Source organism: Isoptericola sp. F-RaC21 (genome assembly GCF_038593535.1).
In the GTDB taxonomy this organism is placed as follows: domain Bacteria; phylum Actinomycetota; class Actinomycetes; order Actinomycetales; family Cellulomonadaceae; genus Isoptericola.
This window is the reverse complement of record NZ_JBCFYX010000005.1, coordinates 243,714-265,263: the sequence shown is the minus strand read 5'-3', so window position 1 is coordinate 265,263 and position 21,550 is coordinate 243,714. Positions and strand designations below refer to the sequence as shown.

Genomic DNA, 21,550 nt, shown 5'->3' with positions numbered 1-21,550 from the left:
TGTCAGAGCTGCCTGATCCGCTCGACCAGCCGGCGCAGACCGATGACGACGGCCCCGTGCGCCGGGTACTCGTCCTCACCCGGGTGGACGACGAAGCGCTGCGTGACCGCCAGGTCCTCGGCCGCTCGGTGGAAGCCGGCAGACACGGTGGGCGCGCTCGACCGCTTGACCTCGACCACCACCTCGGGTCGACCACCGCGCACCAGGACCAGGTCGACCTCGTCGCCGCGCGCGGTGCGGTAGTGGTACGGCTGAAACCGGTCGCCGGCGGCGTCGACGAGGCACTCGACCGCAAAGCTCTCGTAGCTCGCGCCCGCGACCGGGTGCCCGAGCAACGCCTCGAGCGAGTCGATGTCGAGCAACGCGTGCAGCAGCCCGCTGTCCCGCACGTGGATCTTGGGCGCCTTCGTCACCCGCTTCCCGACGTTGGCGTGCCATGACGACAGGCGACGGACGAGGCCGAGGTCGACCAGCAGATCCACATAGCGAGTGACCGTGGGGCTGCTCACGCCGAGACTCTGCGCGAGCGCGCTGGAGTTCAGCAGACCACCGCTCGCGTGCGCCAGCATCGTCCACAGCCGGCGCAGGGTCGTCGCGGGGATCCGCGGGGCGAACATCGGCACGTCTCGTTCCAGGTACGAGCGCACGAGATCGTGGCGCCACCGGAGGGACGCCTCGTCGTCCCCGGCGACGAGCGCGTCGGGAAATCCGCCACGCACCCAGAGCACGTCGGGGTCGATCCCGACGGCGTGCGCCTCGTCGACGTTCACCCCGCCCAGCTCCACGAAGGAGACCCGCCCGGCCAGGCTCTCGGACGGGAGGTGGAGCAGGTCGAGCGCGGCCGAGCCGAGCAGGAGGAACTGCCCGGAGCGGAAGCCGGACCGTCTGTTGTCGTCGATCACGCCCCGCAAGATCTCCGTCAACGCCGGGACGCGTTGAACCTCGTCCAGCACCGCCAGACGCGGAGCCTGCGCGCGCAGATAGGCGTCGGCATCGCTCAGGCGCCGCGTGTCGGCGGGACGTTCGAGGTCCAGATAGACGGCGCCCGCGGGCCACTCGTCCGCGAGGTCGCGCGCCAGCGTGGTCTTTCCCACCTGCCGCGGGCCCAGGAGGACGACGGAGGACGTCGTCTCCAGGCGTCGTCGGACGAGGCCTTGAGCCATCCGGGGAATCATGTGCGCAAATTTAACAGCAGGTGTTCGATCTGCACGTTCCGGTTCCCGGAGCGGGCTCGGAACTTCACCCAGCGACCCGGTCGAACAATGCAGCGTGCACGCCCGACCGGACGGATCCTGGAGGGGTCCGGCACCCGCGTGACGGCTCCCCGACGTCCGGGGTCCGGCGGTCACGAAGGAGTGGACGGCGATGGTCACGACTCGGCGAGGGTTCTCCAGCTTCTCGGTGGACGACCTCGATGCGGCACGCAGCTTCTACGCGGACACCCTCGGGCTCCGCGTCACGACCCTCGACGACGGCATGGGCCTGGTGGTCCACCTCGGCGACGGCGCCCCGGTGTTCGTGTATCCGAAGGAGGACCACACGCCCGCGGCGTTCACGGTGTTCCACCTGGCGGTCGACGACGTCGACCCCGTGGTGGACGACCTCACCGGGAAGGGCGTGTCGCTCCTGCGGTACGACGGCTTCGACCAGGACGAGCGCGGCGTCGCCCGCGGCTTCATGGAGGGCGGCGACGGCGCCTGGTTCACCGACCCGGCGGGCAACGTCATCGGCCTCATGGACGGCGACGGGGTGGCGCAGCTGCTCGCCGAGCTCGGCTGACGGGTCCGCTGGTCGAGCCTGTCGAAGTCCGGCGACCCGGGTCTCGACAGGCTCGACCAGCGAGGGGTCACTCGACGGTGACGGACTTGGCGAGGTTGCGCGGGCGGTCGACGTCCTCGCCCAGCGCGACGGCGGCGTGGTAGCCGAGCAGCTGGGTGGGGATGGTCAGCAGGATCGGGTCCAGCTCCACCTCGTTGCGCGGCACCTCGATGCGCCGGGTCGCGGCGTCCCCGAGCTCGACGCCCGGGTGCGTGATCGCGACGACGGCGCCGCCGCGGGCGCGGATCTCCTGCGCGGCGGTGATGTTGCGCTCCAGCAGGTCGTCGGCGGGCATGATCGCGACCGTCGGCAGCTCCGGGCTGATGAGGGCGAGCGGCCCGTGCTTGAGCTCGCTGGTCGGGTACGCCTCCGCGTGGCGGTAGGTGATCTCCTTGAACTTCTGCGCGCCCTCGCGCGCCACGGGGTAGCCCCGCACGCGGCCGATGAAGAACAGGCTGGGCGCCTCGGAGAGCTCCTTGGCGGCGCCGGCGAGGTCCTCCTCGTCGCCCAGGATCTGCGCGATCTGCCCGGGGATCGCCCGCAGCCCCGCGATGATGCGCTTGCCGTCGGCGAACGACAGGTCGCGCACGCGGCCGAGCGCCAGCGCGAGCAGCGCGAACCCGACGCCCATGTGCGTGAGCGCCTTGGTCGACGCGACGGCCACCTCCGGGCCGGCGTGCAGGTAGATGCCGCCGTCCACCTCGCGGGCGATGGACGAGCCGACGGCGTTGACGAGCCCGACGACCGTGCCGCCCTTGCGCTGCACCTCGCGGACGGCGAAGAGCGTGTCGGCGGTCTCGCCGGACTGGCTGACCACCACGTACAGGGTGCTCGGCTCGATGATCGGGTTGCGGTAGCGGAACTCGCTGGCGGGCTCGGCGTCCGCGGGGACGCGCGCCAGGTCCTCGATCATCGACGCCCCGAGCTGCCCCACGTAGTACGCGGAGCCGCAGCCGAGGATCTTCACGCGGCTGAAGCGGCGCAGCTCGCGCGGGTCGAGGTTGAGGCCGTCGAGCTTGGCGGTGCCGAACCGGTCGTCGAGACGGCCGGACAGCATCCGCTCCACCGACTCGGGCTGCTCGTGGATCTCCTTGTGCATGAAGTGGGCGTGGCCGCCCAGCTCCAGCTCCTCGACGGTGAGGTCGATGGTGACGGCGGCACGCGCCGTCTGCTCCTCGTCGGCGGTGAAGGTGCGGAAGCCGTCGGCGGTCACGGAGGCGAAGTCGCCGTCGTCGAGCAGCACGACCTGGCTCGTGTGGCGCACGATCGCCGCGGCGTCGGAGGCCACGAACATCTCGCCGTCGCCGACGCCGAGCAGCAGCGGCGAGCCGTTGCGCGCCACGACCACCCGGTCCGGGTTCTGCACGTCGGTCACCGCGAGCGCGTAGGTGCCGTCGATCTGCGCGACGGCGGCGCGGACGGCGTCCTCGAACGCCAGCCCGCCCGCGAGCTCGCGCGCCACGAGGTGCGCCACGACCTCGGTGTCGGTGTCGGAGGTGAGCTCGATGCCGTCGGCCGTGAGGCGCGACCGCAGCGCGTGGAAGTTGTCGATGATGCCGTTGTGCACCACGTGCACGCGGCCGTCGTACGAGGTGTGCGGGTGGGCGTTGCGCTCGCTCGGCTCGCCGTGCGTGGCCCAGCGGGTGTGGCCGATGCCGACGGTGCCGGCCAGGCGCGCGGGCAGCGCCGCCTCGAGGTCGCGCACGCGGCCCTTGGCCCGCACGACGCGCGAGGGGTGCGCGGTCGAGCGCGGGTTGAGGACGGCGATGCCGGCCGAGTCGTAACCGCGGTACTCCAGCCGCGTGAGGCCCTCGACGAGGACGGGTGCTGCCTGCTGGGGGCCGACGTAGCCGACGATTCCGCACATGGGGACGGTGCTCCTAGCCGTAGGGGTTCTGCCGTGGGTCTAGCCGTAGATGACGCGGCGGACCTGGCGCTCGGTGAGCGCCGGGGCCGCGACGAGGCGCTCGCGCAGCTCGGCGGCGATCTGCGCGTAGATCTCCTCGTTGCGGCGCCCGTAGGTGCGCAGCGACGCGTGGCGACGCCGCACGTAGTCCTCCACCGGTTCGTGGTACCAGGCGAGGACGTCCTCGACGACGCGCGCCGCCTCGGCCGGGGACAGCCCCGTGGAGGTGGCGATGCGGGCGACGAGGTCGGCGTCGGTCACCGGGACATCATGCGCCCCTCGTCACCGACATGCCAGATCCTGCCCGAAATCGGGCAGGATCCCTCAACCTTCGCGCACGGCCTCGCCGTAGGCCTCGGTGAACCGGCCGAGCAGCTCGAGGAAGACGCCCGCGTCGTCGCCCAGGGCGGCCAGCCCGTCGGCGTACCCGCCGAGCGCCTGGCTCGTCGCGTCCTCGAACCGGGCGAGCCCCTCCTCGGTCGGCTCGAGGAGGCGGGCCGAGCGGCCGGGCGCGGTGAACCGGCGCAGCAGCCCCGCCGCGAGCGCCCCGTTCACCTGACGGTTCACCGTCGACTGCTCGAGCCGCAGCGCCTCGGCGATCTCCCGCAGCGTGCGGGCCCGGCCGTCCGAGAGCAGCCACAGGAGACGACCGTCGGCGGTGCCCAGCGGGCTGCGGTGCTCCGCCAGCCGGCGGTGCACGTCGAGCCGGAAGAGCAGCCCCGCGGCCCTGCGTCCGCCCGAGAGCTCGTCGGCGGGGCGGGGCCGTGCGGTCGGCGTCGACGCTGCGGACGACGGTGTCACGGGCGGCATCGGGATCCCTTCGAAGGGTTGACGCGGGTCGATGTGCAGGTAGCATACACACGGTCATATGTAACTTACACATCTCGAGGTGCGCCCTGTGAGCCCGTCCCCGTCCCCCGCCGCCGGAGCGCCCCCGCGCACCGACCGGCGCGCCGTCGCCGTCGTCGTGGTGGTCTGCTTCAGCAGCCTGTGCGCCGCGCTGATGCAGTCGCTGGTCATCCCCATCCAGAGCGAGCTGCCCGCGCTCCTGAACACCTCCGCCAGCACGGCGTCGTGGGTGGTCACCGCCACGCTGCTGGGCGGCGGCGTCGCGATGCCGGTGACCGGCCGGCTCGCCGACCTCTACGGCAAGAAGCCCGTCCTCGTCGTCTCGGCCGCCGTGCTGGTGGTCGGCTCCCTGGTCTGCGCGGTCTCCGACTCCGTGGGCCCGGTCCTCGTGGGCCGCGTGCTGCAGGGCGTCGCGATGGGCTACATCCCCGTCGCGATCAGCATGGTCCGCGAGATCGCGCCGCCCCACCTGCGCAACACCGCGGTGGCCGGCGTCAGCGCGACGCTCGGCGTCGGCGGCGCCCTCGGCCTGCCCCTGGCCGCCTGGATCGCCCAGGACTTCGACTGGCACATGCTGTTCTGGGTCTCCGTCGCCCTCGCCGTCGTCATGACCACGCTCACCGCGACGGTCGTGCCGCACGTGCGCGACGCGCACCCCGGCCGGCTCGACGTCGTGGGCGCGATCGGCCTGGCGATCGGCCTCGTCGGCGTGCTCGTCGGCGTGTCCAAGGGCAACGACTGGGGCTGGGCCTCCGCGGGCACGCTCGGCATGATCGTGGGCGGCGTCGTCGTGCTGCTGCTGTGGGGCTGGTACGAGCTGCGCCACCACGACCCGCTGGTCGACCTGCGCACCACCGCCCGCCGTCCCGTGCTGCTGACCAACATCGCGGCGGTGCTCATCGGCTTCGGCATGATGGCGCAGTCCATCGTGGTGCCCCAGCTGCTCGAGATGCCGACGGCGACCGGCTACGGCCTGGGCCAGACGATCCTCGAGGCCGGCCTGTGGATGGCGCCGGCGGGCCTCATGATGATGCTGTTCACGCCGGTCTCGTCGCGGCTGCTGACGCGGCTCGGCGGCCGCGGCACGATGGCGATCGGCGCCGGAGTCCTCGCGCTCGGCTACGTCGTCGCCGTCTTCCTCATGGACGCGCCGTGGCAGCTCATGCTCGCCTCCTGCGTGGCGTCCGCCGGCGTCGGGATCGGCTACGCCGCGATGCCCACCCTGATCCTCACCAACGTGCCGGCCGCCGAGTCGGCCGCGAGCGTGGGGCTCAACAGCCTCATGCGCTCCATCGGCACCACCGTGGCGGGCGCCGTGATGGCCATCGTGCTCACGAGCCGGACCACCGTGCTGGCGCCGGGCACGCCCCCGATCCCCACCGGCGGCGCGTTCCAGCTCTGCTTCGTCATCGGCGCCGTCGCCGCGGCCGTGGGCGCGGCGATCGTGCTGTGCATCCCGCGGCAGCGCGGCGGGCAGGACGAGGGCCCGCACCTGGCGGCGGTCCCCGACGCCGACGACGAGCCCGCCCTGGCGCGCTGAGGCGCGGCGTTCCCGACCGGTCGTCGTCAGGCCGCCGTCAGGCCGTCGTCACCGCCGCCGGCTCGCCCGTGAGCATCTCGCGGGCGAGCCGACGGCGCGCGTCGGCCACCTCGCCCAGGCGGCGGGCCAGCGCGGGCTCGGCCAGGGCCACCTGCCGTGCGGCGTCCGCCGGCACCAGCACGGCGCGGGTCTCCTCGAGCGCGCGCACGGTGAACGGCTCGGCCTGGCGGGCGAGGCACGCCTCGCCCGTGTACCCGCCGCGCTCGACCGTCGCCTCGACGGCCTGCGCGTCCGGCTCGGCGGACGTCGCGAGCTGGAGCCGGCCGCCCAGCACGAAGAGCAGCCCGCGCGCCCGCTCCCCCGCCCGGTGCACCACCTCGCCGGTGCCGTAGACGACCAGTCGGGCGCGGTCCCGGGCCGCGAGCGCCACGTCGTCGGGGACGCCGAAGAGCTCGCCCACCTCGGCGAGCGCCGCCCTCGACGCGTCGTCGCCCGCCGCGGCGCCGGGCGTGCCGCCGTCGAGCGAGAGCCCCGCCCGGCGGGCGGCGTACCAGAGCCAGAGCCGGAACTGCGAGGCCGCCTCGCCGGCGTCGACGACGCTGCGCAGCGGCAGGGTCGTGGTGAACGCGTGCGGGCCGGTGAGCGCGACGGACGGCCGGGCCCCGGGCCGCAGGCGCGGCAGGTCGCGGGCGACGTCGAGCAGGAGGCGCACGACGGCGGCGGGCGGGTCGTCCGCGGCGAACGACGCCTCGACCGTGGCGTCGTGGCGGCCCTCCGGCTGGCTGCGGTTGACGAAGCTCGCGCCGCCCAGCGACGCGTTGGGGATGATGTGCACGCCCGAGCCGGTCTGGATGTGCACGGACCGCCAGTTCACCTCGACCACCCGGCCCGACGTGCCGTCCGCCGTCAGGTGGTCGCCGATCGCGAAGGGCTGCTCGAACAGCAGGAGCAGCCCCGACACCACGGACCCGATCGCGCCCTGGAGCGCGAAGCCGAGCACGATGCCGGTGACGCCGAGGGCCGCGAACATGCCGCCCACGTCGGCGCCCCACACCCACGACAGCACGGCCGCGATGCCGAGCACGACGAGCACGAGGCGGGCGATCTCCACGAAGATCGACGGGATGCGGGCCCGCCAGGAGCCCTCGCGCGCCCGGGTGAACATCATGGCGTTCAGCGCGGACAGCACGAAGACCAGCAGGGTCACCGCGGCGATCGTCGCGAGCACCTGCGCCCACACGTCGTCGGGCGGCACCTCGGCGGCGAACCGCACCAGCACGAACAGGCCGAACGCGGGCACCACGACGTTGCGCAGGAAGGCCACCGGCGCCAGGAGCGCGCTGCCGCGCCGCCGCAGCAGGTCCTGCACCTGCGTGAGCGCGAACAGCAGCACCGGGACGCCGACGACCACCACCACGACCCACGTGAACCACGGCTCGGTCAGCAGCGACGTCATGCCCGGTCCTCCAGCCGCCACACCGGGTGCTCGCCGTCGGGCTCGCGGACCGTGCCCGCCTCGACCAGCTCGAACTGCCCGCGCACGGTGTCGTAGACCCGGTCGGTGACGTAGATCCCGGGCTCCGGCTCCTGGGCGTGCATCCGGTAGGCGAGGTCGACGGCGTCGCCCCACAGGTCGTACATGACGCTCGCCCGCCCGACGATCCCGCTGGTGACCGTGCCGACGTTGACGCCGGCCCGCAGCGCGAGGTCGGCGTCGTGCCGGGCGTTGAACGCCGCGACCGCCGCCTGCAGCTCCTGGGCGAACTCGACGACGCGGCGCGTGTGGTCCACGCGCGGCACGACCAGCCCGCAGCTCGCGAGGAAGCCGTTGCGCAGCGAGCGCACCTTCTCCACGCCGGTGCGCTCGGCCGCCTCGTCGAACGACCGCACCAGCTCGTTGAGGTGGTCCAACGACCGGCGCGAGTCCATGTCGGACGTGAACTCCTCGAAGCCCACCAGGTCGGCGAACACCACGGAGACGTCCTGGTAGTCGTGCGCGATCGTCTCCTCGCCGCCCTTGACCTCCTCCGCGACGTCGGGCGGCATGAGGCTGTGCAGGATGCGGTCCTTCTCGCGCTGCTCGGCGTCGAGCAGCTCCTGCTTGGTGCGCAGGCTGCGGCTCATCTCGTTGAACGCCTCGGACAGGTCGCCGACCTCGTCGTTGGTGCGCACGCGCACCTGGGCGTCGAGGTCCCCGCCGGAGACGGCGCGCACGCCCGTGACCAGGTTCCGGATCGGGCGCACGAACACCTGCGCGAGCGCGAGCGACGCGATCGCCGCCAGCAGCAGCATGCCCGCGATGGCGAGCACGAGCTGGCGCTGGAAGTCGTTCACGGGCGCGAAGACCTCCGACGGGTCGACGGCGGCCGCGACCACCCAGTTGAGGCCCGGCACGTCGACCGGCGAGTACGCGACGATGACGTCCTTGCCGCGGTACCCGGTGGTGCGCACGATGCCGGTCTCGCCGTCGAGGGCCTCCTCGATCGCCGTCGACTGCACCGACTGCCGCAGGATCGGGTTGCCGAGGCGGACGATCGTCTCCGCGACGTCGCGCGGCGTCCCCGCCCCCACGACGCGGTCCAGGTACTGCTCCGGGTCCTCCACCAGCAGGCGCGACGTCGAGCGCATGAGGCCGTCCGGGCCCACGAGGTAGGTCTCCCCCGTCTCGCCGAACCCGGCCTCGCGCCACCGGCCGCCGCTGGTGAGCACCTCGTTGAGGCGGTCCGTCGACGCCTGGATCGCCAGGACGCCGACCGTGCGGCCGTCGTCCTGGATCGGCGACATGGCGAACTGCGTGGGCTCGTCGGCCAGCGGCTGGTAGGGCTCGAAGTCGGCCAGCCCCACGTAGTCCTCGCCGTTGGACGTCACGGCCTCGCGGAACGTGTCCTCCAGCGCGCCCCCGGCGTACGGGCCGGAGAGCACGTTGGTGCCGAGGTCCACGCCCTTGTACGCGGAGTAGACGACGTCGCCGTCCGGGTCGATCAGCAGCAGGTCCTCGAAGTCGTTCTGCGTGACGATCTCCCGCAGCGTGTCGTGGAACCGCGCGTGCGCCGTCGACCAGGCGCTGCCGTCGCCGGCGTCGTCCACGGCGAGGGCCTTGTCGTAGTCGAGCGCCGGGTCCAGGTACTGCGCCTGGAGGTACCACGCCGCGTCGGAGGTCGGCAGGAACGACTCGACCGTGAAGTCCTGCCCGGTGTTCTCCGCGAGCTGCGGCAGCAGGACGTCGGTGTACGCCGAGGTGACCTGCGCCCGCTGGGCGTCGGAGACGTCGGCGTCCTCGAGCTCGCGCCAGCCGGCCTCGAAGGCCTCCATCGCGCGCTCGGCGGTGCGCGAGTTGAGGACGACCGAGCGTTGCAGGCCCGTGAAGTAGGACGCCACCTCCCGCGCGCGGCTCTCGCGCACCTGGGTGACCTGCTGCTCGGCGGCGCGCTCCAGCGCCGCGCTGCCCGACCGGTAGCCGATCCAGCCCACGACGAGCGCCGTGACCAGCGCGATGCCCAACAGCATCACGAGCAGCTTCGTCTGGATCTCGATGCGCAGCCGACGGCGACGGCGCGGCGGCCCGGCCGGCGGCGAGGCACCCTGGCCTCGCCCCGCGGGCGGGTCGGTGCCCTCGTCGTCGGGCGCGACAGGACGGACGGTCTGAGTGCTCACGGACTTCCCCCCGGTGCCCGGATCGACCGATACGGCAGTGCTGCGGTGCGGCCATTCTGCGGGGAGCGCACCGATCCTGCGCGTCGAAACGGTACGAGGGTGGTCCCGCCGGGTCAGGTCGCGGCGACCGCCGCGAGGGTCACCAGCGCGGCGACGAGGACGACGCCGACCGCCGCCGCGACGTGCACCGCGGGGCGGCGGCGCAGCACCGCGACGAACTCGCGCAGGTACGCGCTGGGGAAGAAGTAGCCCGCCGTCGGGGCGCCCACCGCGTGCACGTCGAGGCCGAGGTCCATGGCCTCCATGGCGGCGCGCGGCGCGTGGTAGTTGTTCGTCGCGAGGAGGTACGGGCCGGGTGTGCCGTGCTCGCGCAGGACGGCGACGCCGAGCGTGAGGTTCTCCCGCGTGGTGCGGGCCTTGTCCTCCACGAGCACGCGGTCCGCCGGCACGCCGCGGTCGACGAGCCACTCCCCCATCGCGACGCCCTCCGGCCGGTCCTCGTCCGCGCCCTGCCCGCCGGACGGGACGATCGGGACCGGGGCGCCGGCGGAGCCCAGGCGTTCCGCGGCCTCCCGACCGGCCTCGAGCCGCGCCGCGAGCAGCGGCGGCACCCGCCCGCGGATCACCTTGGAGCCGAGCACGATGACACCGTGCGCGGGCACGCGGGCCGCGTAGCGCCGGTACAACAGCGTCTGGGTCACGAAGCCGAGGAACACGAACCCGAGCCATGCGGTGCCCAGCACGGCGGCCACGACCACGCCCCACACCCACGGGGCCCGCAGCAGCAGGGGCGCCGCGACGACGAACGGCGCGGCCAGCATGGCCAGCCCCACCAGCAGCGACAGCAGGTTGCCCAGGCTGCGCCGTTCGCGTCGCACCATCGTCAGCCCGTTGACCACCAGGACGACGGGCAGCACCAGCAGCCCCAGGCCCAGGAGGGCGAACAGCGCGAGGCTGAGCCACCCCATGGCGGTCGCGCCGCCGGGGACGAGGGCGGCCACCTGCCCCAGCACCCCCACGCCCGTGTACACGACGGCGAGCGCGAGGAAGCCGTTGCGCAGCCGGCGCGGGTCCGCGCGCCACGAGTACGCCAGCCAGGCGGCCCACAGCCCGCAGACCACCGCCGACCCGACGACGGACCCGACGCTGGCGTAGTTCTCGGCATCCACGCCCGAAGGATAGGTGCGTCGAGGCGATAATCCCGGGATCGTCGGCGGCTGACGTGGTGCGATGCGGGGATGACCTCACGCATCTCGCACACGACGTTCGACGCCCGCGACGCCTACGCGCAGTCCGAGTGGTGGAAGCAGGTGCTCGGCTACGTCGACGTACCGGGCGACCCCAACCTGCCGGGCCACGAGGAGTGCATGATCGTGCCGCCCGCCGGCCACGACGCCCCCGCCGAGAGCCACGGGCGCCTGCTGTTCATCGAGGTACCCGAGCCGAAGACGGTGAAGAACCGCGGGCACCTCGACCTGCGCCCCACCGACCGCACGCAGGCCGAGGAGGTGGAGCGCCTGCTCGCGCTGGGCGCCACGCAGGTGGCCGACCTGCGCCGGCCCGACGGCGGCGGGTGGGTGGTGCTCGCCGACCCCGAGGGCAACGAGTTCTGCATCCTGCTCAGCGACGCCGAGCGGGACGCGCTGGGGTGATCCGCTCGACGGCGTCGGCCACGAGGGCGACGTCGGCCGGCGTCAGGACGCCCGGGGCGTCCAGGGCCCGGTGGATGGTCAGCCCCTCGATCAGGGCGTCGAGGAGGCGGGCCGTCGTCGGGTCGAAGTGCCGCTCCAGGGCCCGGCGCGAGCGCGCCATCCACGCGTCGGTGATGTCGCGGAACGCGGGCTCGCGCGCGGCGAGGGTGTACAGCTCGTGCGTGAGGACGAGGTCGCGGCGGGACGTCGCCACGTCGGCCGTGACGAGCCCGACGACGGCGCGCCGCGCCTCCTCGGCGTCGCGCGCCGCCGTCATCCGCTCCTCGAAGCGGTCGCTCACGGAGCGGGCGTGGCGCGAGAACGCCTCGCGCAGCAGCTCGTCCATGCCGGTGAAGTGGTAGGTCATGGAGCCGAGGGGCACGTCGGCCGCCGCGGCGACGCGGCGGTGCGACGTCCCGCTGACGCCGGAGGCGACGACGACGTCGAGGCAGGCGTCGATGATCCGGTCCCGGCGGTCGGGGTCGGTGCGGCGAGGACGCCGCTCAGGCATCGGCGCCCGGCTCCTCCGCGATGCTGCGCACCACACGGGCGGGGTTGCCCACCGCGACGACGTTCGCGGGGACGTCGCGCGTCACGACCGACCCCGCGCCGACCACCGAGTTGTCGCCGATGGTGATGCCCGGGCAGACGATGACGCCGCCGCCGAGCCACACGTTGTCGCCGATGGTGATGGGCCGCGCGGCCTCGAGCTTGTCGCGCCGCGGGGCGGGCTCCACGGGGTGCGTCGGGGTGAGGAGCTGCACGTTCGGCCCGATCTGGCAGTCCGCGCCGATGGTGATGGGTGCGACGTCCAGCGCGGTGAGGTGGTAGTTGACGAACGTGCGCGCGCCGACGTGCAGGTTCTCCCCGTAGTCGACGAACAGCGGGGGGCGGATCACGGCGCCCTCACCCAGCGTGCCGAGCAGGTCGGCGAGGACGGCGCCGGCCGAGGCGTCGCCCTCCACCGCGGCCCGCCGGTACTCGTCCTGCAGCCGCATCGCGCGCTGCGTGCGGCGCCCGATCTCCGGGTCGTCCGCGATGTACAGGTCGCCGGCGAGCATGCGCTCGTGGTGGGTGCGCGGGTCGCCCGCGAAGTAGTCGGTCGGCATGCGGACGAGCGTACACATCTCCGGGCACATGATCGCCGGACACAGGGCGGGAGCTCGCACTGTTGCGCACGCCTCGGATGACGGGCGGCGGTCCGCCTGTTGCACGGGGCGCCACCGTCCGTTGACCTCCGGAGCATGCCCTGTGACCTCTGCCCTCTTCGCCCCGCTCCCCCTGCGTGCCGTCACGCTGCCGAACCGCGTCGTCATGGCGCCGATGTGCCAGTACTCGGCGCAGCCGTCCGGCCCGGAGGCCGGCGTGCCGAACGACTGGCACGTGCAGCACTACGGCTCGCGCGCCGTCGGGCGCCCCGGCCTGATCCTCGTCGAGGCCACCGGCGTGAGCCCCGAGGGGCGGATCTCGCCGTACGACCTGGGGCTGTGGAACGACGCGCAGGAGGCCGGCCACCGTCGGCTGGCGGCGCTGATGCGCGCCCAGGGCGTGGTGCCGGGCATCCAGCTCGCGCACGCCGGCCGCAAGGCCAGCACCGGGCGGCCGTGGGACGGCGGGGGCGCGCTGGCGCCCGACGCCGAGCTCGGCTGGCAGGTGCTCGCGCCCAGCCCCGTGCCGTTCGAGGACGGCGCCCCGCGGCCCGAGACCTTGAGCCCGGCGCAGGTCGCGGACGTCGTGGAGCAGTTCGCCGCGGCCGCTCGTCGCGCGGTCGCCGCCGGCTACGAGGTGGTGGAGGTGCACGCCGCGCACGGCTACCTGCTGCACCAGTTCCTGTCGCCCCTGTCGAACCACCGCACGGACGAGTACGGCGGGTCGTTCGAGCACCGTGCGCGCCTGGTGCTCGACGTGGTCGACGCCGTCCGCGGCGCGGTGGGCGAGGACGTCCCCGTCCTCGTGCGGCTGTCCGCGACGGACTGGGTGGAGCCCGAGGGCTGGACCGGTGACGACACGGTGCGACTGGCCGGCATGCTGCGCGACCACGGCGTCGACGTCGTCCACGTCTCCACCGGAGGCAACGTGCCGGACGCGACCATCCCCGTCGGGCCCGGCTACCAGGTGCCGTTCGCCGCGCGCGTGCGCCACGAGGCCGGCGTGACCACCGCCGCCGTGGGGCTGGTCCGCGACCCGGAGCACGCCGAGAGCGTCGTCGCCGACGGCGAGGCCGACCTCGTCGCCCTGGGCCGCGAGCTGCTGCTCGACCCCTACTGGCCGGTCCGCGCCGCCCGCGAGCTGGGCGCCGACTGGTCCCTGCCGCCGCAGTACGACCGCGCCGAGTCGTTGGCCCGCCGCGACACCCGCGTGGCCGTCTGACACAGCGCGCGGCGATCGTCGTCGCTCCCCGGGCCGCGCCGGCGTCGTGGCCCTACTGTTCCCCCAGGAACCCCGCCGGAAGGGCGCGGTCCGAGCGGACCGGAGGCGGGGATGAGCGAGACGCAGCACGGCACGACGCCCACGACGACGCGTGGCTGGCGCGGGTTCTGGGAGCGCGGCGGGGTGTGGCGGGCCCTGCTCGTCGCCGTCGTCTACCTCGCCCTGTACCTGGGGGCCGGGTGGCTGGGGAGCACGCTGTTCAGCGACGCCATCGTCCTGGACGACCTGTTCGCCACCCCCGGGAGCGTGTTCGTCGCCCTCGCCCTCCCGCTGCTCGTCGGGGCCGCGCTGCTCGTCGCCTTCGTCGGTTCGCTGCGCTGGTTCCCCGTCCTCTTCGGCGCCCAGCCCGCGGGCCGCGGGTGGATGTGGGTGGCGCCGGCGCTCGTGCTGGTCCCCGTCGTGCTGCGCCTGTTCGGCGTGGACTACGGCGCGTACGCGTCCGGCGTCGTCGCGACCACGCTCTTCGCCGGGCTGCTCGTCGGGTTCGTCGAGGAGGTGCTGTGCCGCGGCGTCGTCGTGCAGCTCCTGCGGCGCGGCGGGGCGTCGGAGTGGGTCGTGATGGTGGTGTCGTCCCTCGTGTTCGCCCTGCTGCACTCGGCGAACGCGCTGACGGGCATGGCACCGGGCACCGTGATCGCGACCGTCGTGTACACCTTCGGCTTCGGCGTCGCGATGTACCTGACGCTGCGCGTCACGGGGAACCTGGTCTGGCCGATCCTGCTGCACGGGCTGTTCGACCCCCTGCTCTTCCTCTCCACCGGCGGGATCGACACGGTCGCGGACGGCGGGGCGACGAACCTTCTGCTCACCCTCGCCGGCCCGTTCAACATCCTGTTCATCGCCCTGGGAGTCGTCGCGCTGTTCCTCGCCCGGGCGGTGAACCGCCGCTAGGTTCGTCCCCATGTCTCCCACGTTCGTGCTGGTCCACGGCGCATTCGCCACCTCGTTCTCCTTCGCGCCGCTGCAGGCCGAGCTCGCGCTGCGAGGCGTGCGCTCCCTCGCCGTCGACCTCCCCGGGCACGGGTTCGAGGCGACCTACCCGGCCGCCTACCAGGCGCCGCAGGACCCGGCGGCGCTCGCGACGACGCCGGGCGCCATCAAGGGCGTGACGCTGGCGGACAACGTCGCCCGCGTCGTCGCCGTGCTGGAACGGGTGCGCGAGCACGGGCCGGCGATCCTCGTCGGCCACAGCCGCGGCGGCATGACCGTGACCGCGGTGGCCAACGCGCGGCCCGACCTGGTCGACCGCCTCGTGTACGTGTCGGCGTGGGCGCCCGTGGAGCTCGACGCCGCGGCCTACAACGCCGAGCCGGAGATGGCGTCCGTGGACGCCGCGGCCCTCGCCGGGGCGCTGGCCGCGAACCCCGCCGACGTCGGCCTCCTGCGGTGCAACTTCCGCACCGCCGACCCGGACGTCCTCGCCGGCCTCAAGGCCCTGTTCCACGCCGACGGCACCGACGACGAGTTCCGCGCCGTCCTCAACCTGTTCCAGCCGGACGAGAACCTCGACACCGGCACCGCGGACGACGTCGCCCAGGCGGACACGTGGGGCACCGTGCCGCGCACCTACGTGCGCCTCACCGAGGACGCGAGCCTGCCGCTCGCCATGCAGAACCGGCTGATCCGCGAGGGGGACGCGCTCACGCCCGACAACCCCTACGACGTGCGCGACCTCAGCTCGAGCCACCTGGGCTGGCTGGTGCACCCGGCCCCCGCCGCCGACCTGCTCGCGGAGCTCGCGGCGCGCTGAGCGGCGGGTGCAGCACCAGCACCACGACGACCGCCACCATGATCACGGCGGTGAGGGTGACGGGGACGGGCACCACCGGGTCGCACAGCACGAGCAGCGCGCCCACCGGGACCACGGCGTTCACCACGCGGTCGGCGCTGTCGCGCAGCGCGATCCACCAGATGCCGAGCACGAACACGGCGATGGGGATCGTGACCGTGAACGACGCGCCCACGTCGCTCAGCGCCGTGTGCCCGGTGAGCGCGTCGACCTCCACCTCGATGCCCGCGGAGAACGCGCCCGCCGCGGCGAAGACGAAGTAGTGCACGTAGCCGTAGCGCAGCGACCGCGACAGCCGGGCGTCCGTCCCGAGGGCGTGGTGGTGCGGCGGCCAGAAGTAGACCCACCACAGCGCGGCGGTCACGACGACGGTCAGCACCGCGAGGGAGATCAGCGAGCCGAGGTCCGCCTCGTCGTGCAGCGCCTCGATGATGGCGTTGGACGACGCGAGGAGGCTCTCGCCGAGCAGGATCAGCGTGAACAGGCCGTACCGCTCGGTGATGTGGTGCGGGTGCCACGGCGTGCGGCCGCGGTGCTCGGCCACCACCGGGACGGCCAGCTCGGCCGCGGCGAGCACCACCCACGCCGCCCCCTGCACGCCCTCGGGCAGCACCAGCAGCGCGAGCCAGCACACCTGGACGACGGCGATGCCCGCCGCGTAGGCCCGCGTCGCGCCGCGCGTCGGCCCCTCGGCCCCCGACGCGCGCAGCCACTGCGCGATCATCGCCACGCGCATCACCACGTACCCGATGATGACGACGGTGAAGTCGCCGTCGACGAACACCGGCTCGATCCCCGCGGCGAGCACGAGCACGCCCGACATCTGCACGATCGTCAGGACGCGGTACAGCCAGTCGTCGGTGTCGAACGACGTGGCGAACCAGGTGAAGTTCATCCACGCCCACCAGATGGCGAAGAACACCATCCCGTAGGACGCCAGGCCGCTCGCGACGTGGCCCTCCGTGAGCGCGTGGTGCAGCTGCACGGACGCCACGCTCACGGCGACCACGAAGACGAGGTCGAAGAACAGCTCCAGCGTGCTCGCGGTGCGGCCGGGCTCGTGCGGGTCGCGCGCGGTCATCCGCACCAGGCGGGACCGGGCGGGGTTCTCGGGCGTGGTCACGCAGGTCATCGTGCACCCGGCGCGGGCGCCCGGCGCGGCGTCCGCGCCGCGGCTACGCTGCCGGGGATGTTCTCGGACCGCAGACGCCGGCGCGCCGCCCGGCGGATCAGGCCCGGGGACGGGCATGCCCTGAAGCGCTACCGGTGGTGGCAGCCGCTGTCGCGCGCGCTGTTCCACCTGGACCTCGTCGGCGCCGACGGCCGGCCCGAGCGGTGGTCCGTCGACGTGCGGCTCTGGGGCGACTCGGACGACGGCGAGGTGCGGGCCCGGCTGTACCGCGACGCCGTGCACGTCGCGACGTCGAAGCTCCCGGCCGAGCTCCCCGTCACCGGCGGCGTCGTGCAGGTCGCCACCAGCAGCTACGGGCTGCGGCGCTGCCACTACGTGACCCCCGACGGCCGCGAGCGCCAGCTCACCCCGGACCCCGCGTCCGCCGAGGGGCGCCGCGCGCGGCTGGAGCGCAACCGCCCGGGACTCAGCCGCGGCATCGGTGCCGCGACGTGGGTGGTCCTCGCCGTCGCGCTGGTGCTCGGCGTCCCGCAGATCGTCGAGCAGGTCTCGCAGATCCCGCCGGTCGCGGAGCGGTTCGGCACCTTCACGTCCCCCGTCCACCTCCCGGCCGGTCTCAACGTCGCGCTGACCGTCGCCGCCGCCCTGGCCAGCACCGAGCGCGCGCTGCGCCTGCGGTACCACTGGCTGCTCGACGGCGGGCTGTTCGAGGGCGACGAGTGAACGGCGGCGAGCTGCTCGCGCAGGCACGCCAGGAGCTTCGCGTGCCGCGGGCCCAAGAGGTCGCCGAGGTCGTGGCACTCCTCGAGAGCTGGGGCGCCACGCCTCTGCCCGTGGGGACGTTCGAGGCGAACCTCTTCGATGAGTACGTCGAGGAGGACCTCGTGGTCCACCAGGCGAGCATCGACGACGAACGGCTCATCGCGAGCCGCCTCACCCCCGACGAGCGCGAGGCATTCCTGCCCGAGGCCGTGGACGACGACGATCCGGAGCCTCTCGTCGACGGCGACGACGAGGGCTGGGGGGCGCTCGCCGACGGGCTCGACTCCGCCCGGAGGGTGATCGTCGTCCTCGAGCGCGACCGCAGCGCCCCGCAGCGCGTCGGCAACTTCCGGGTCCACGGCGCGGGCCAGTGGATCCGCGAGAGCCTCTGGGCGGCGACGGGAGTCCTGCCCCGCGACCCGGGGAGCTGCGGTACCGGCCTGTACGCGCAGGCCCTCGATCTCGCGCGTCCCGAGCGGCCCGACGTCCCGGTGTCGGCGTACGACAGGCTGCCCGGCCGACTCTGGACCGTCTACGTGGCGTTCCAGCGTCCTCGTTGGCGGCGTGCCCGCCGCCGACACCTCGGGGCCGACGTGGGGCGCGACGGCTCGATGTACTGACCTGACAGGTTGGTACAGCCAGACCCGGACGAGGAGGTTCTGCGAAGACGCTGCGAAGCGATCAATATCTATTGACTTTCGATAGGGCGTGACGCCACGCTCGTCGGCATGTCCCGCACCCAACGCCTCGTCGGACCGCTCCGCGGCCTGCTCGTCGCCGTCTTCGCCGCCCTCGTCGTGACCCAGGTCGCCGTGCTGCCCGCGGCTTTCGCCCGCATGGCCTCCGAGTCGCCCGACCTGGCGTCCCTGCGGTGGCCGCTGCTGGTGCTCTCCGTCATGGGTCTCGTCTGCGTGGAGGTCGTCCTCGTCTGTACGTGGCGGCTGCTGACGATGGTGCGCGACGACCGGATCTTCTCCGACCAGGCGCTCGGCTGGGTGAACGGCATCGTGGCCGCGGTCGCCGGCGCGTGGCTGCTGGTGCTCGTCGCGTTCGTGCTGCTCGTGGCCGCCGAGGGCCTGGCCGGGCTGGCGGCGCTGCTCCTCGGGGTGCTGCTCGTCGGTGCCGCCGTCGGGCTGCTCGTGGTGGTGCTGCGCGCGCTGCTGCGGCAGGCCACCGAGCTGCGCACCGACCTCGACGGGGTGATCTGATGCCGATCGTCGTCCGCCTCGACGTCGAGCTCGCCCGGCGCAAGATGAGCGTCGGCGAGTTTGCCGAGCGCGTGGGGCTCACCCCCGCCAACGTCGCCGTCCTCAAGAACGGGCGCGCCAAGGCCGTCCGCTTCGCCACCCTGGAGGCCATGTGCCGGGTGCTCGGCTGCCAGCCCGGCGACCTCCTGGAATGGGTCGACGACCAGGCCGACGGGGGTGCGGACGATGAGGGCTGACGTGCTCGTGGTCGGGGCGGGCCTGGCCGGGCTGTGGACGGCGACCGAGCTCGCGTGGCGCGGGCACGACGTCGTCCTCGTCGACCGCCGCACCCGCCTCGACACCACCGTCCGCACCACCGGGATCTTCGTGCGGCGCACGCTGGAGGACTTCGCCCTGCCGCCCGAGCACCTCGGGCCGCCGATCCGCCGCATGGTGCTCTACCCGCCGTCGCACCGCGACCCGGTCACCCTCGACAGCCGGCACGACGAGTACCGCGTGGGCGACATGGCCGCCCTGTACGTGGCGCTGGCCGAGCGGGCCGTCGCCGCGGGCGTGCGGCTCGAGCTCGGCACGCGCTACCTCGGCTCCCGCGGCGGCGTGCACGCCCTCCGCGGGCCAGACGGCCCGGCCGAGGTGCACGCGACGTTCGTCGTCGGGGCCGACGGCGCCCGGTCCGCCGTCGCGCGCGAGCTGGGGCTCGACCGCAACCGCGAGCTGCTGGTCGGTGCCGAGGAGGTCTTCGCCGTCCCGCACCGCGCCGACGCGGTGCCGGCGTTCCACTGCGTGCTCGACCCGCGGCTCGCGCCCGGCTACCTCGCTTGGGTGCTCGACGACGGGCAGCACGCGCACGTGGGGGTCGCGGGGTACGCCGACCGCTACCCGGACGGCCTGCGGGCCGCGCTGCGGCGCTTCGCCGCGAGCGCGCCGGGTCTCGACGGCGTCACCCGACCGGAGACGGTCGAGCGGCGCGCCGGGCCGATCCCCGTGGGCGGGCTGCTGCGCCGCATCGCCGGGCCGCACGGGCTGCTCGTGGGAGACGCCGCGGGCGCGGTCTCGCCCCTCACCGCCGGCGGGCTGGACCCGTGCCTGCGGCTGTCCGCGCACGCGGCCGACGTCCTGGACCTCGCCCTGCGCACCGGCGACCGGCGCGAGCTCGCGCGGTACGACGGCGCCGCGCTGCGCACCGGGTTCCGCGGCCGGCTCGCCATGCGCCGCGGTCTGTCGCTGGTGCGCGCGCCCGCCGTGGCCGCCGTCGGGGTCGCCGCGCTGCGCACGCCGCCCGGGCGCGCCGCCGCCCGGCGCATCCTGTTCGGGCACGGGTCGTTCCCCGACCCGGAGCCTGCTCGCGGCGCCGCGCCGGTCAGGCGGGCGACGTCGCCGGCGGCCTGACGCGGGCCGCCAGCCGGTCGCGGGTCGCGGTCAGGCGGGCGATCTCGGCGTCGAGGGCGGCGAGACGGCGCAGCACGACGGCGCTGCCCTGCCGGCACGCGCCGTCCGAGACCTCCTCGGGCAGCCGGTCGCCGTCCAGGAGGTGCAGCCGGCCGACGCAGGCGCGGACGTCCGCGACCGTGAGGCCCAGCTCGAGCAGCTGACGGACGACGCGAACGCGGTCGACGTGCGCCACGGTGTACTCGCGCTGCCCGGCCGCGGTCCGCGGCGGCGGGTCCAGGAGGCCCTGCTGCTCGTAGAACCGGAGCGCGCGAGGCGTCGCCCCGGCCGCCGCTGCTGCCTCGCCGATGCGCATTCAGACCTCCACGACCACCGTTCCGGCGTACCGCCCTGCCATCGTGTCGGCGAGCGCTGCCGGCGCCCGGTCTATTCCCGGGATGCGCACGTGGGGGAAGGCGAGCTGCCCCCGCGCGGCCCACTCACCGACCCGGGCGGCCCAGTCCGAGGGCTGCGCGTGGCTGAGACCCTGCACCGTGATCTGGCGCAGGACCAGCCGGAAGCTGTCGAGGGCGACGGTGGGGTTCCGCAGCGCGTCGGGGTCCAGCTGGCCGGAGAGCGCGCCGACCAGCACGATGCGGGCGCCGGTGCGTGCCGCCGCCAGACCGGCGGCGAGCTGCTCGCCCCCGACGTTGTCGACCATGACGTCGATGCCGTCCGGCGCGACCTGCTCGAGCTGGGCGGCCGGCGGGGTCCCGTCGCGCAGGACGACGTCGTCATAGCCGAGCTCCGCCACCATCCGCGCCGCCTTCTCGGCGGACGACGTGCTGCCGATCACCCGCCCGGCGCCCAGCAGGCGCGCCATCTGGCCCGCCATCGAGCCCACCGACCCCGCCCCGCCCGACACGAAGACCGTCTCGCCCGGGGCGACCCGGCCCTGCCGGAGCGCCTCGTACGCCGTCCGCGCCTGGGTGAGGTGCGCGACCGGGGGCAGGACGTCGTCGAGCGGCGCTACCTGGTCGACCGGGACGACGGCGTGCTCGCGCCAGCCGAGCCAGTGCGTGACCAGGGCGCCGCGCGCCAGGCCGGAGCCCGGCGGCGGCGCCAGCACCTCGCCGACCGCCGATCCGCTCAGCGTGTCGCCGGGCCGGATCGGCGGCAGCGGGGTGTCCGGGACGTCCCCCGCGAGCAGGGTGCGCAGCCCGGCGAAGACGTGGAAGGCGCGGTTGCGCACCAGGACCTCGCCCGGGCCGGGCTCCGGCACGGGGACCCGGACGACCTCGAAGTGCTCGGGCCCGGGCAGGCCCTGGGGGACGGACCGCAGCCGGACCTCGCGAGTATCAGTCATGCGGGCAGGCTAGGAGCTGACCCGCACGTCAGGGTCA

23 protein-coding genes are annotated in these 21,550 nt (G+C 74.2%); 11 read left to right on the top strand and 12 right to left on the bottom strand.

Annotated elements, in window-relative coordinates; translation table 11 throughout:
- Positions 1-2 precede the first annotated feature (2 nt).
- The gene (locus AAG589_RS19435; protein ID WP_430568939.1) at positions 3-1,163 is read right to left on the bottom strand and encodes an ATP-binding protein; all 1,161 of its coding nucleotides are present in this window, start codon (positions 1,161-1,163) and stop codon (positions 3-5) included.
- A gap of 202 nt (positions 1,164-1,365) precedes the next feature.
- On the opposite strand from AAG589_RS19435, the gene AAG589_RS19430 reads away from it, so the two are divergent.
- Positions 1,366-1,779 carry a VOC family protein gene (locus tag AAG589_RS19430; RefSeq protein ID WP_430568938.1) on the top strand — a complete coding sequence of 138 codons (414 nt, stop codon included), beginning with the start codon at positions 1,366-1,368 and terminating at the stop codon, positions 1,777-1,779.
- A gap of 67 nt (positions 1,780-1,846) precedes the next feature.
- Here the strand turns inward: AAG589_RS19430 and glmS are convergent, their stop codons facing one another.
- From glmS to AAG589_RS19415, 3 genes are all read right to left on the bottom strand, one after another.
- Positions 1,847-3,685, bottom strand: coding sequence for a glutamine--fructose-6-phosphate transaminase (isomerizing) (gene glmS, locus AAG589_RS19425; protein WP_430568937.1), 1,839 nt, complete (start codon positions 3,683-3,685; stop codon positions 1,847-1,849).
- A gap of 39 nt (positions 3,686-3,724) precedes the next feature.
- Entirely contained in the window at positions 3,725-3,985 is a 261-nt protein-coding gene (locus AAG589_RS19420) for a hypothetical protein (protein ID WP_430568936.1), read from the bottom strand.
- A 63-nt stretch (positions 3,986-4,048) separates the two neighbouring features.
- A complete protein-coding gene (locus AAG589_RS19415) occupies positions 4,049-4,534 on the bottom strand; it encodes a MarR family winged helix-turn-helix transcriptional regulator (RefSeq protein ID WP_430568935.1) in 486 nt (161 codons plus the stop codon).
- Between the two features lie 88 nt (positions 4,535-4,622).
- Between AAG589_RS19415 and AAG589_RS19410 the strand changes: the two genes are divergently transcribed.
- On the top strand, positions 4,623-6,113 hold the full coding sequence (locus AAG589_RS19410) for an MFS transporter (RefSeq protein ID WP_430568934.1): 1,491 nt from the start codon (positions 4,623-4,625) through the stop codon (positions 6,111-6,113).
- A 37-nt stretch (positions 6,114-6,150) separates the two neighbouring features.
- Here AAG589_RS19410 and AAG589_RS19405 read toward each other — a convergent pair whose 3' ends face one another.
- The 3 genes from AAG589_RS19405 to AAG589_RS19395 form a co-directional block, all read right to left on the bottom strand.
- Positions 6,151-7,569 carry a mechanosensitive ion channel domain-containing protein gene (locus AAG589_RS19405; protein WP_430568933.1) on the bottom strand — a complete coding sequence of 473 codons (1,419 nt, stop codon included), beginning with the start codon at positions 7,567-7,569 and terminating at the stop codon, positions 6,151-6,153.
- Positions 7,566-9,767: an adenylate/guanylate cyclase domain-containing protein gene (locus tag AAG589_RS19400; protein WP_430568932.1), complete on the bottom strand. Its 2,202-nt coding sequence runs from the start codon at positions 9,765-9,767 to the stop codon at positions 7,566-7,568. Before AAG589_RS19400 ends, AAG589_RS19405 begins: the two co-directional genes overlap by 4 nt.
- A 113-nt stretch (positions 9,768-9,880) precedes the next feature.
- Positions 9,881-10,936 (bottom strand): YdcF family protein, encoded by a 1,056-nt coding sequence (locus AAG589_RS19395; protein ID WP_430568931.1) that lies wholly within the window; start codon positions 10,934-10,936, stop codon positions 9,881-9,883.
- 69 nt (positions 10,937-11,005) lie between these two features.
- On the opposite strand from AAG589_RS19395, the gene AAG589_RS19390 reads away from it, so the two are divergent.
- Complete coding sequence (locus AAG589_RS19390) at positions 11,006-11,419, top strand: VOC family protein (RefSeq protein WP_430568930.1); 414 nt, start codon at positions 11,006-11,008, stop codon at positions 11,417-11,419.
- Here the strand turns inward: AAG589_RS19390 and AAG589_RS19385 are convergent.
- Both AAG589_RS19385 and AAG589_RS19380 read right to left on the bottom strand, forming a co-directional pair.
- Positions 11,388-11,969 (bottom strand): TetR/AcrR family transcriptional regulator, encoded by a 582-nt coding sequence (locus AAG589_RS19385; protein ID WP_430568929.1) that lies wholly within the window; start codon positions 11,967-11,969, stop codon positions 11,388-11,390. The two genes, AAG589_RS19390 and AAG589_RS19385, sit on opposite strands and share 32 nt — an antisense overlap.
- Positions 11,962-12,567: a sugar O-acetyltransferase gene (locus AAG589_RS19380; RefSeq protein WP_430568928.1), complete on the bottom strand. Its 606-nt coding sequence runs from the start codon at positions 12,565-12,567 to the stop codon at positions 11,962-11,964. Before AAG589_RS19380 ends, AAG589_RS19385 begins: the two co-directional genes overlap by 8 nt.
- A gap of 142 nt (positions 12,568-12,709) precedes the next feature.
- Here AAG589_RS19380 and AAG589_RS19375 point away from each other — a divergent pair, with 142 nt between their 5' ends.
- From AAG589_RS19375 to AAG589_RS19365, 3 genes are all read left to right on the top strand, one after another.
- Positions 12,710-13,828 carry an NADH:flavin oxidoreductase/NADH oxidase gene (locus tag AAG589_RS19375; RefSeq protein ID WP_430568927.1) on the top strand — a complete coding sequence of 373 codons (1,119 nt, stop codon included), beginning with the start codon at positions 12,710-12,712 and terminating at the stop codon, positions 13,826-13,828.
- Positions 13,829-13,939: 111 nt separating this feature from the next.
- On the top strand, positions 13,940-14,779 hold the full coding sequence (locus AAG589_RS19370) for a CPBP family intramembrane glutamic endopeptidase (RefSeq protein WP_430568926.1): 840 nt from the start codon (positions 13,940-13,942) through the stop codon (positions 14,777-14,779).
- Positions 14,780-14,789: 10 nt separating this feature from the next.
- Positions 14,790-15,638 carry an alpha/beta hydrolase gene (locus tag AAG589_RS19365; RefSeq protein ID WP_430568925.1) on the top strand — a complete coding sequence of 283 codons (849 nt, stop codon included), beginning with the start codon at positions 14,790-14,792 and terminating at the stop codon, positions 15,636-15,638.
- On the opposite strand, the gene AAG589_RS19360 is transcribed toward AAG589_RS19365, so the two are convergent.
- A complete protein-coding gene (locus AAG589_RS19360; RefSeq protein WP_446719769.1) occupies positions 15,562-16,809 on the bottom strand; it encodes a low temperature requirement protein A in 1,248 nt (415 codons plus the stop codon). The genes AAG589_RS19365 and AAG589_RS19360 overlap by 77 nt on opposite strands.
- 57 nt (positions 16,810-16,866) lie before the next feature.
- On the opposite strand from AAG589_RS19360, the gene AAG589_RS19355 reads away from it, so the two are divergent.
- The 5 genes from AAG589_RS19355 to AAG589_RS19335 all read left to right on the top strand — a co-directional run bounded on the left by AAG589_RS19355 (position 16,867) and on the right by AAG589_RS19335 (position 20,168).
- Positions 16,867-17,532: a hypothetical protein gene (locus AAG589_RS19355; RefSeq protein WP_430568923.1), complete on the top strand. Its 666-nt coding sequence runs from the start codon at positions 16,867-16,869 to the stop codon at positions 17,530-17,532.
- Between the two features lie 41 nt (positions 17,533-17,573).
- On the top strand, positions 17,574-18,191 hold the full coding sequence (locus tag AAG589_RS19350; protein ID WP_430568922.1) for a hypothetical protein: 618 nt from the start codon (positions 17,574-17,576) through the stop codon (positions 18,189-18,191).
- Between the two features lie 108 nt (positions 18,192-18,299).
- Positions 18,300-18,779 carry a DUF2975 domain-containing protein gene (locus AAG589_RS19345; RefSeq protein ID WP_430568921.1) on the top strand — a complete coding sequence of 160 codons (480 nt, stop codon included), beginning with the start codon at positions 18,300-18,302 and terminating at the stop codon, positions 18,777-18,779.
- Entirely contained in the window at positions 18,779-19,015 is a 237-nt protein-coding gene (locus AAG589_RS19340) for a helix-turn-helix domain-containing protein (RefSeq protein WP_430568920.1), read from the top strand. The genes AAG589_RS19345 and AAG589_RS19340 overlap by 1 nt, the downstream gene beginning before the upstream one ends.
- The gene (locus tag AAG589_RS19335; protein WP_430568919.1) at positions 19,005-20,168 is read left to right on the top strand and encodes an NAD(P)/FAD-dependent oxidoreductase; all 1,164 of its coding nucleotides are present in this window, start codon (positions 19,005-19,007) and stop codon (positions 20,166-20,168) included. Before AAG589_RS19340 ends, AAG589_RS19335 begins: the two co-directional genes overlap by 11 nt.
- On the opposite strand, the gene AAG589_RS19330 is transcribed toward AAG589_RS19335, so the two are convergent.
- Complete coding sequence (locus AAG589_RS19330; protein WP_430568918.1) at positions 20,140-20,523, bottom strand: MerR family transcriptional regulator; 384 nt, start codon at positions 20,521-20,523, stop codon at positions 20,140-20,142. The genes AAG589_RS19335 and AAG589_RS19330 overlap by 29 nt on opposite strands.
- Positions 20,524-21,513, bottom strand: coding sequence for an MDR family NADP-dependent oxidoreductase (locus AAG589_RS19325; protein ID WP_430568917.1), 990 nt, complete (start codon positions 21,511-21,513; stop codon positions 20,524-20,526).
- Positions 21,514-21,550: the final 37 nt, after the last annotated feature.

What these genes read in the sequence shown, in the direction of transcription:
- AAG589_RS19345 (WP_430568921.1), top strand. Translation starts at nt 18,300, where the DNA reads ATGTCCCGCACCCAACGCCTCGTCGGACCGCTCCGCGGCCTGCTCGTC.
- AAG589_RS19335 (WP_430568919.1), top strand. Translation starts at nt 19,005, where the DNA reads ATGAGGGCTGACGTGCTCGTGGTCGGGGCGGGCCTGGCCGGGCTGTGG.
- glmS (WP_430568937.1), bottom strand. Translation starts at nt 3,685, where the DNA reads ATGTGCGGAATCGTCGGCTACGTCGGCCCCCAGCAGGCAGCACCCGTC.
- AAG589_RS19370 (WP_430568926.1), top strand. Translation starts at nt 13,940, where the DNA reads ATGAGCGAGACGCAGCACGGCACGACGCCCACGACGACGCGTGGCTGG.
- AAG589_RS19435 (WP_430568939.1), bottom strand. Translation starts at nt 1,163, where the DNA reads ATGGCTCAAGGCCTCGTCCGACGACGCCTGGAGACGACGTCCTCCGTC.
- AAG589_RS19405 (WP_430568933.1), bottom strand. Translation starts at nt 7,569, where the DNA reads ATGACGTCGCTGCTGACCGAGCCGTGGTTCACGTGGGTCGTGGTGGTG.
- AAG589_RS19340 (WP_430568920.1), top strand. Translation starts at nt 18,779, where the DNA reads ATGCCGATCGTCGTCCGCCTCGACGTCGAGCTCGCCCGGCGCAAGATG.
- AAG589_RS19390 (WP_430568930.1), top strand. Translation starts at nt 11,006, where the DNA reads ATGACCTCACGCATCTCGCACACGACGTTCGACGCCCGCGACGCCTAC.
- AAG589_RS19330 (WP_430568918.1), bottom strand. Translation starts at nt 20,523, where the DNA reads ATGCGCATCGGCGAGGCAGCAGCGGCGGCCGGGGCGACGCCTCGCGCG.
- AAG589_RS19365 (WP_430568925.1), top strand. Translation starts at nt 14,790, where the DNA reads ATGTCTCCCACGTTCGTGCTGGTCCACGGCGCATTCGCCACCTCGTTC.
- AAG589_RS19415 (WP_430568935.1), bottom strand. Translation starts at nt 4,534, where the DNA reads ATGCCGCCCGTGACACCGTCGTCCGCAGCGTCGACGCCGACCGCACGG.
- AAG589_RS19355 (WP_430568923.1), top strand. Translation starts at nt 16,867, where the DNA reads ATGTTCTCGGACCGCAGACGCCGGCGCGCCGCCCGGCGGATCAGGCCC.
- AAG589_RS19325 (WP_430568917.1), bottom strand. Translation starts at nt 21,513, where the DNA reads ATGACTGATACTCGCGAGGTCCGGCTGCGGTCCGTCCCCCAGGGCCTG.
- AAG589_RS19430 (WP_430568938.1), top strand. Translation starts at nt 1,366, where the DNA reads ATGGTCACGACTCGGCGAGGGTTCTCCAGCTTCTCGGTGGACGACCTC.
- AAG589_RS19380 (WP_430568928.1), bottom strand. Translation starts at nt 12,567, where the DNA reads ATGCCGACCGACTACTTCGCGGGCGACCCGCGCACCCACCACGAGCGC.
- AAG589_RS19360 (WP_446719769.1), bottom strand. Translation starts at nt 16,809, where the DNA reads ATGACCTGCGTGACCACGCCCGAGAACCCCGCCCGGTCCCGCCTGGTG.
- AAG589_RS19385 (WP_430568929.1), bottom strand. Translation starts at nt 11,969, where the DNA reads ATGCCTGAGCGGCGTCCTCGCCGCACCGACCCCGACCGCCGGGACCGG.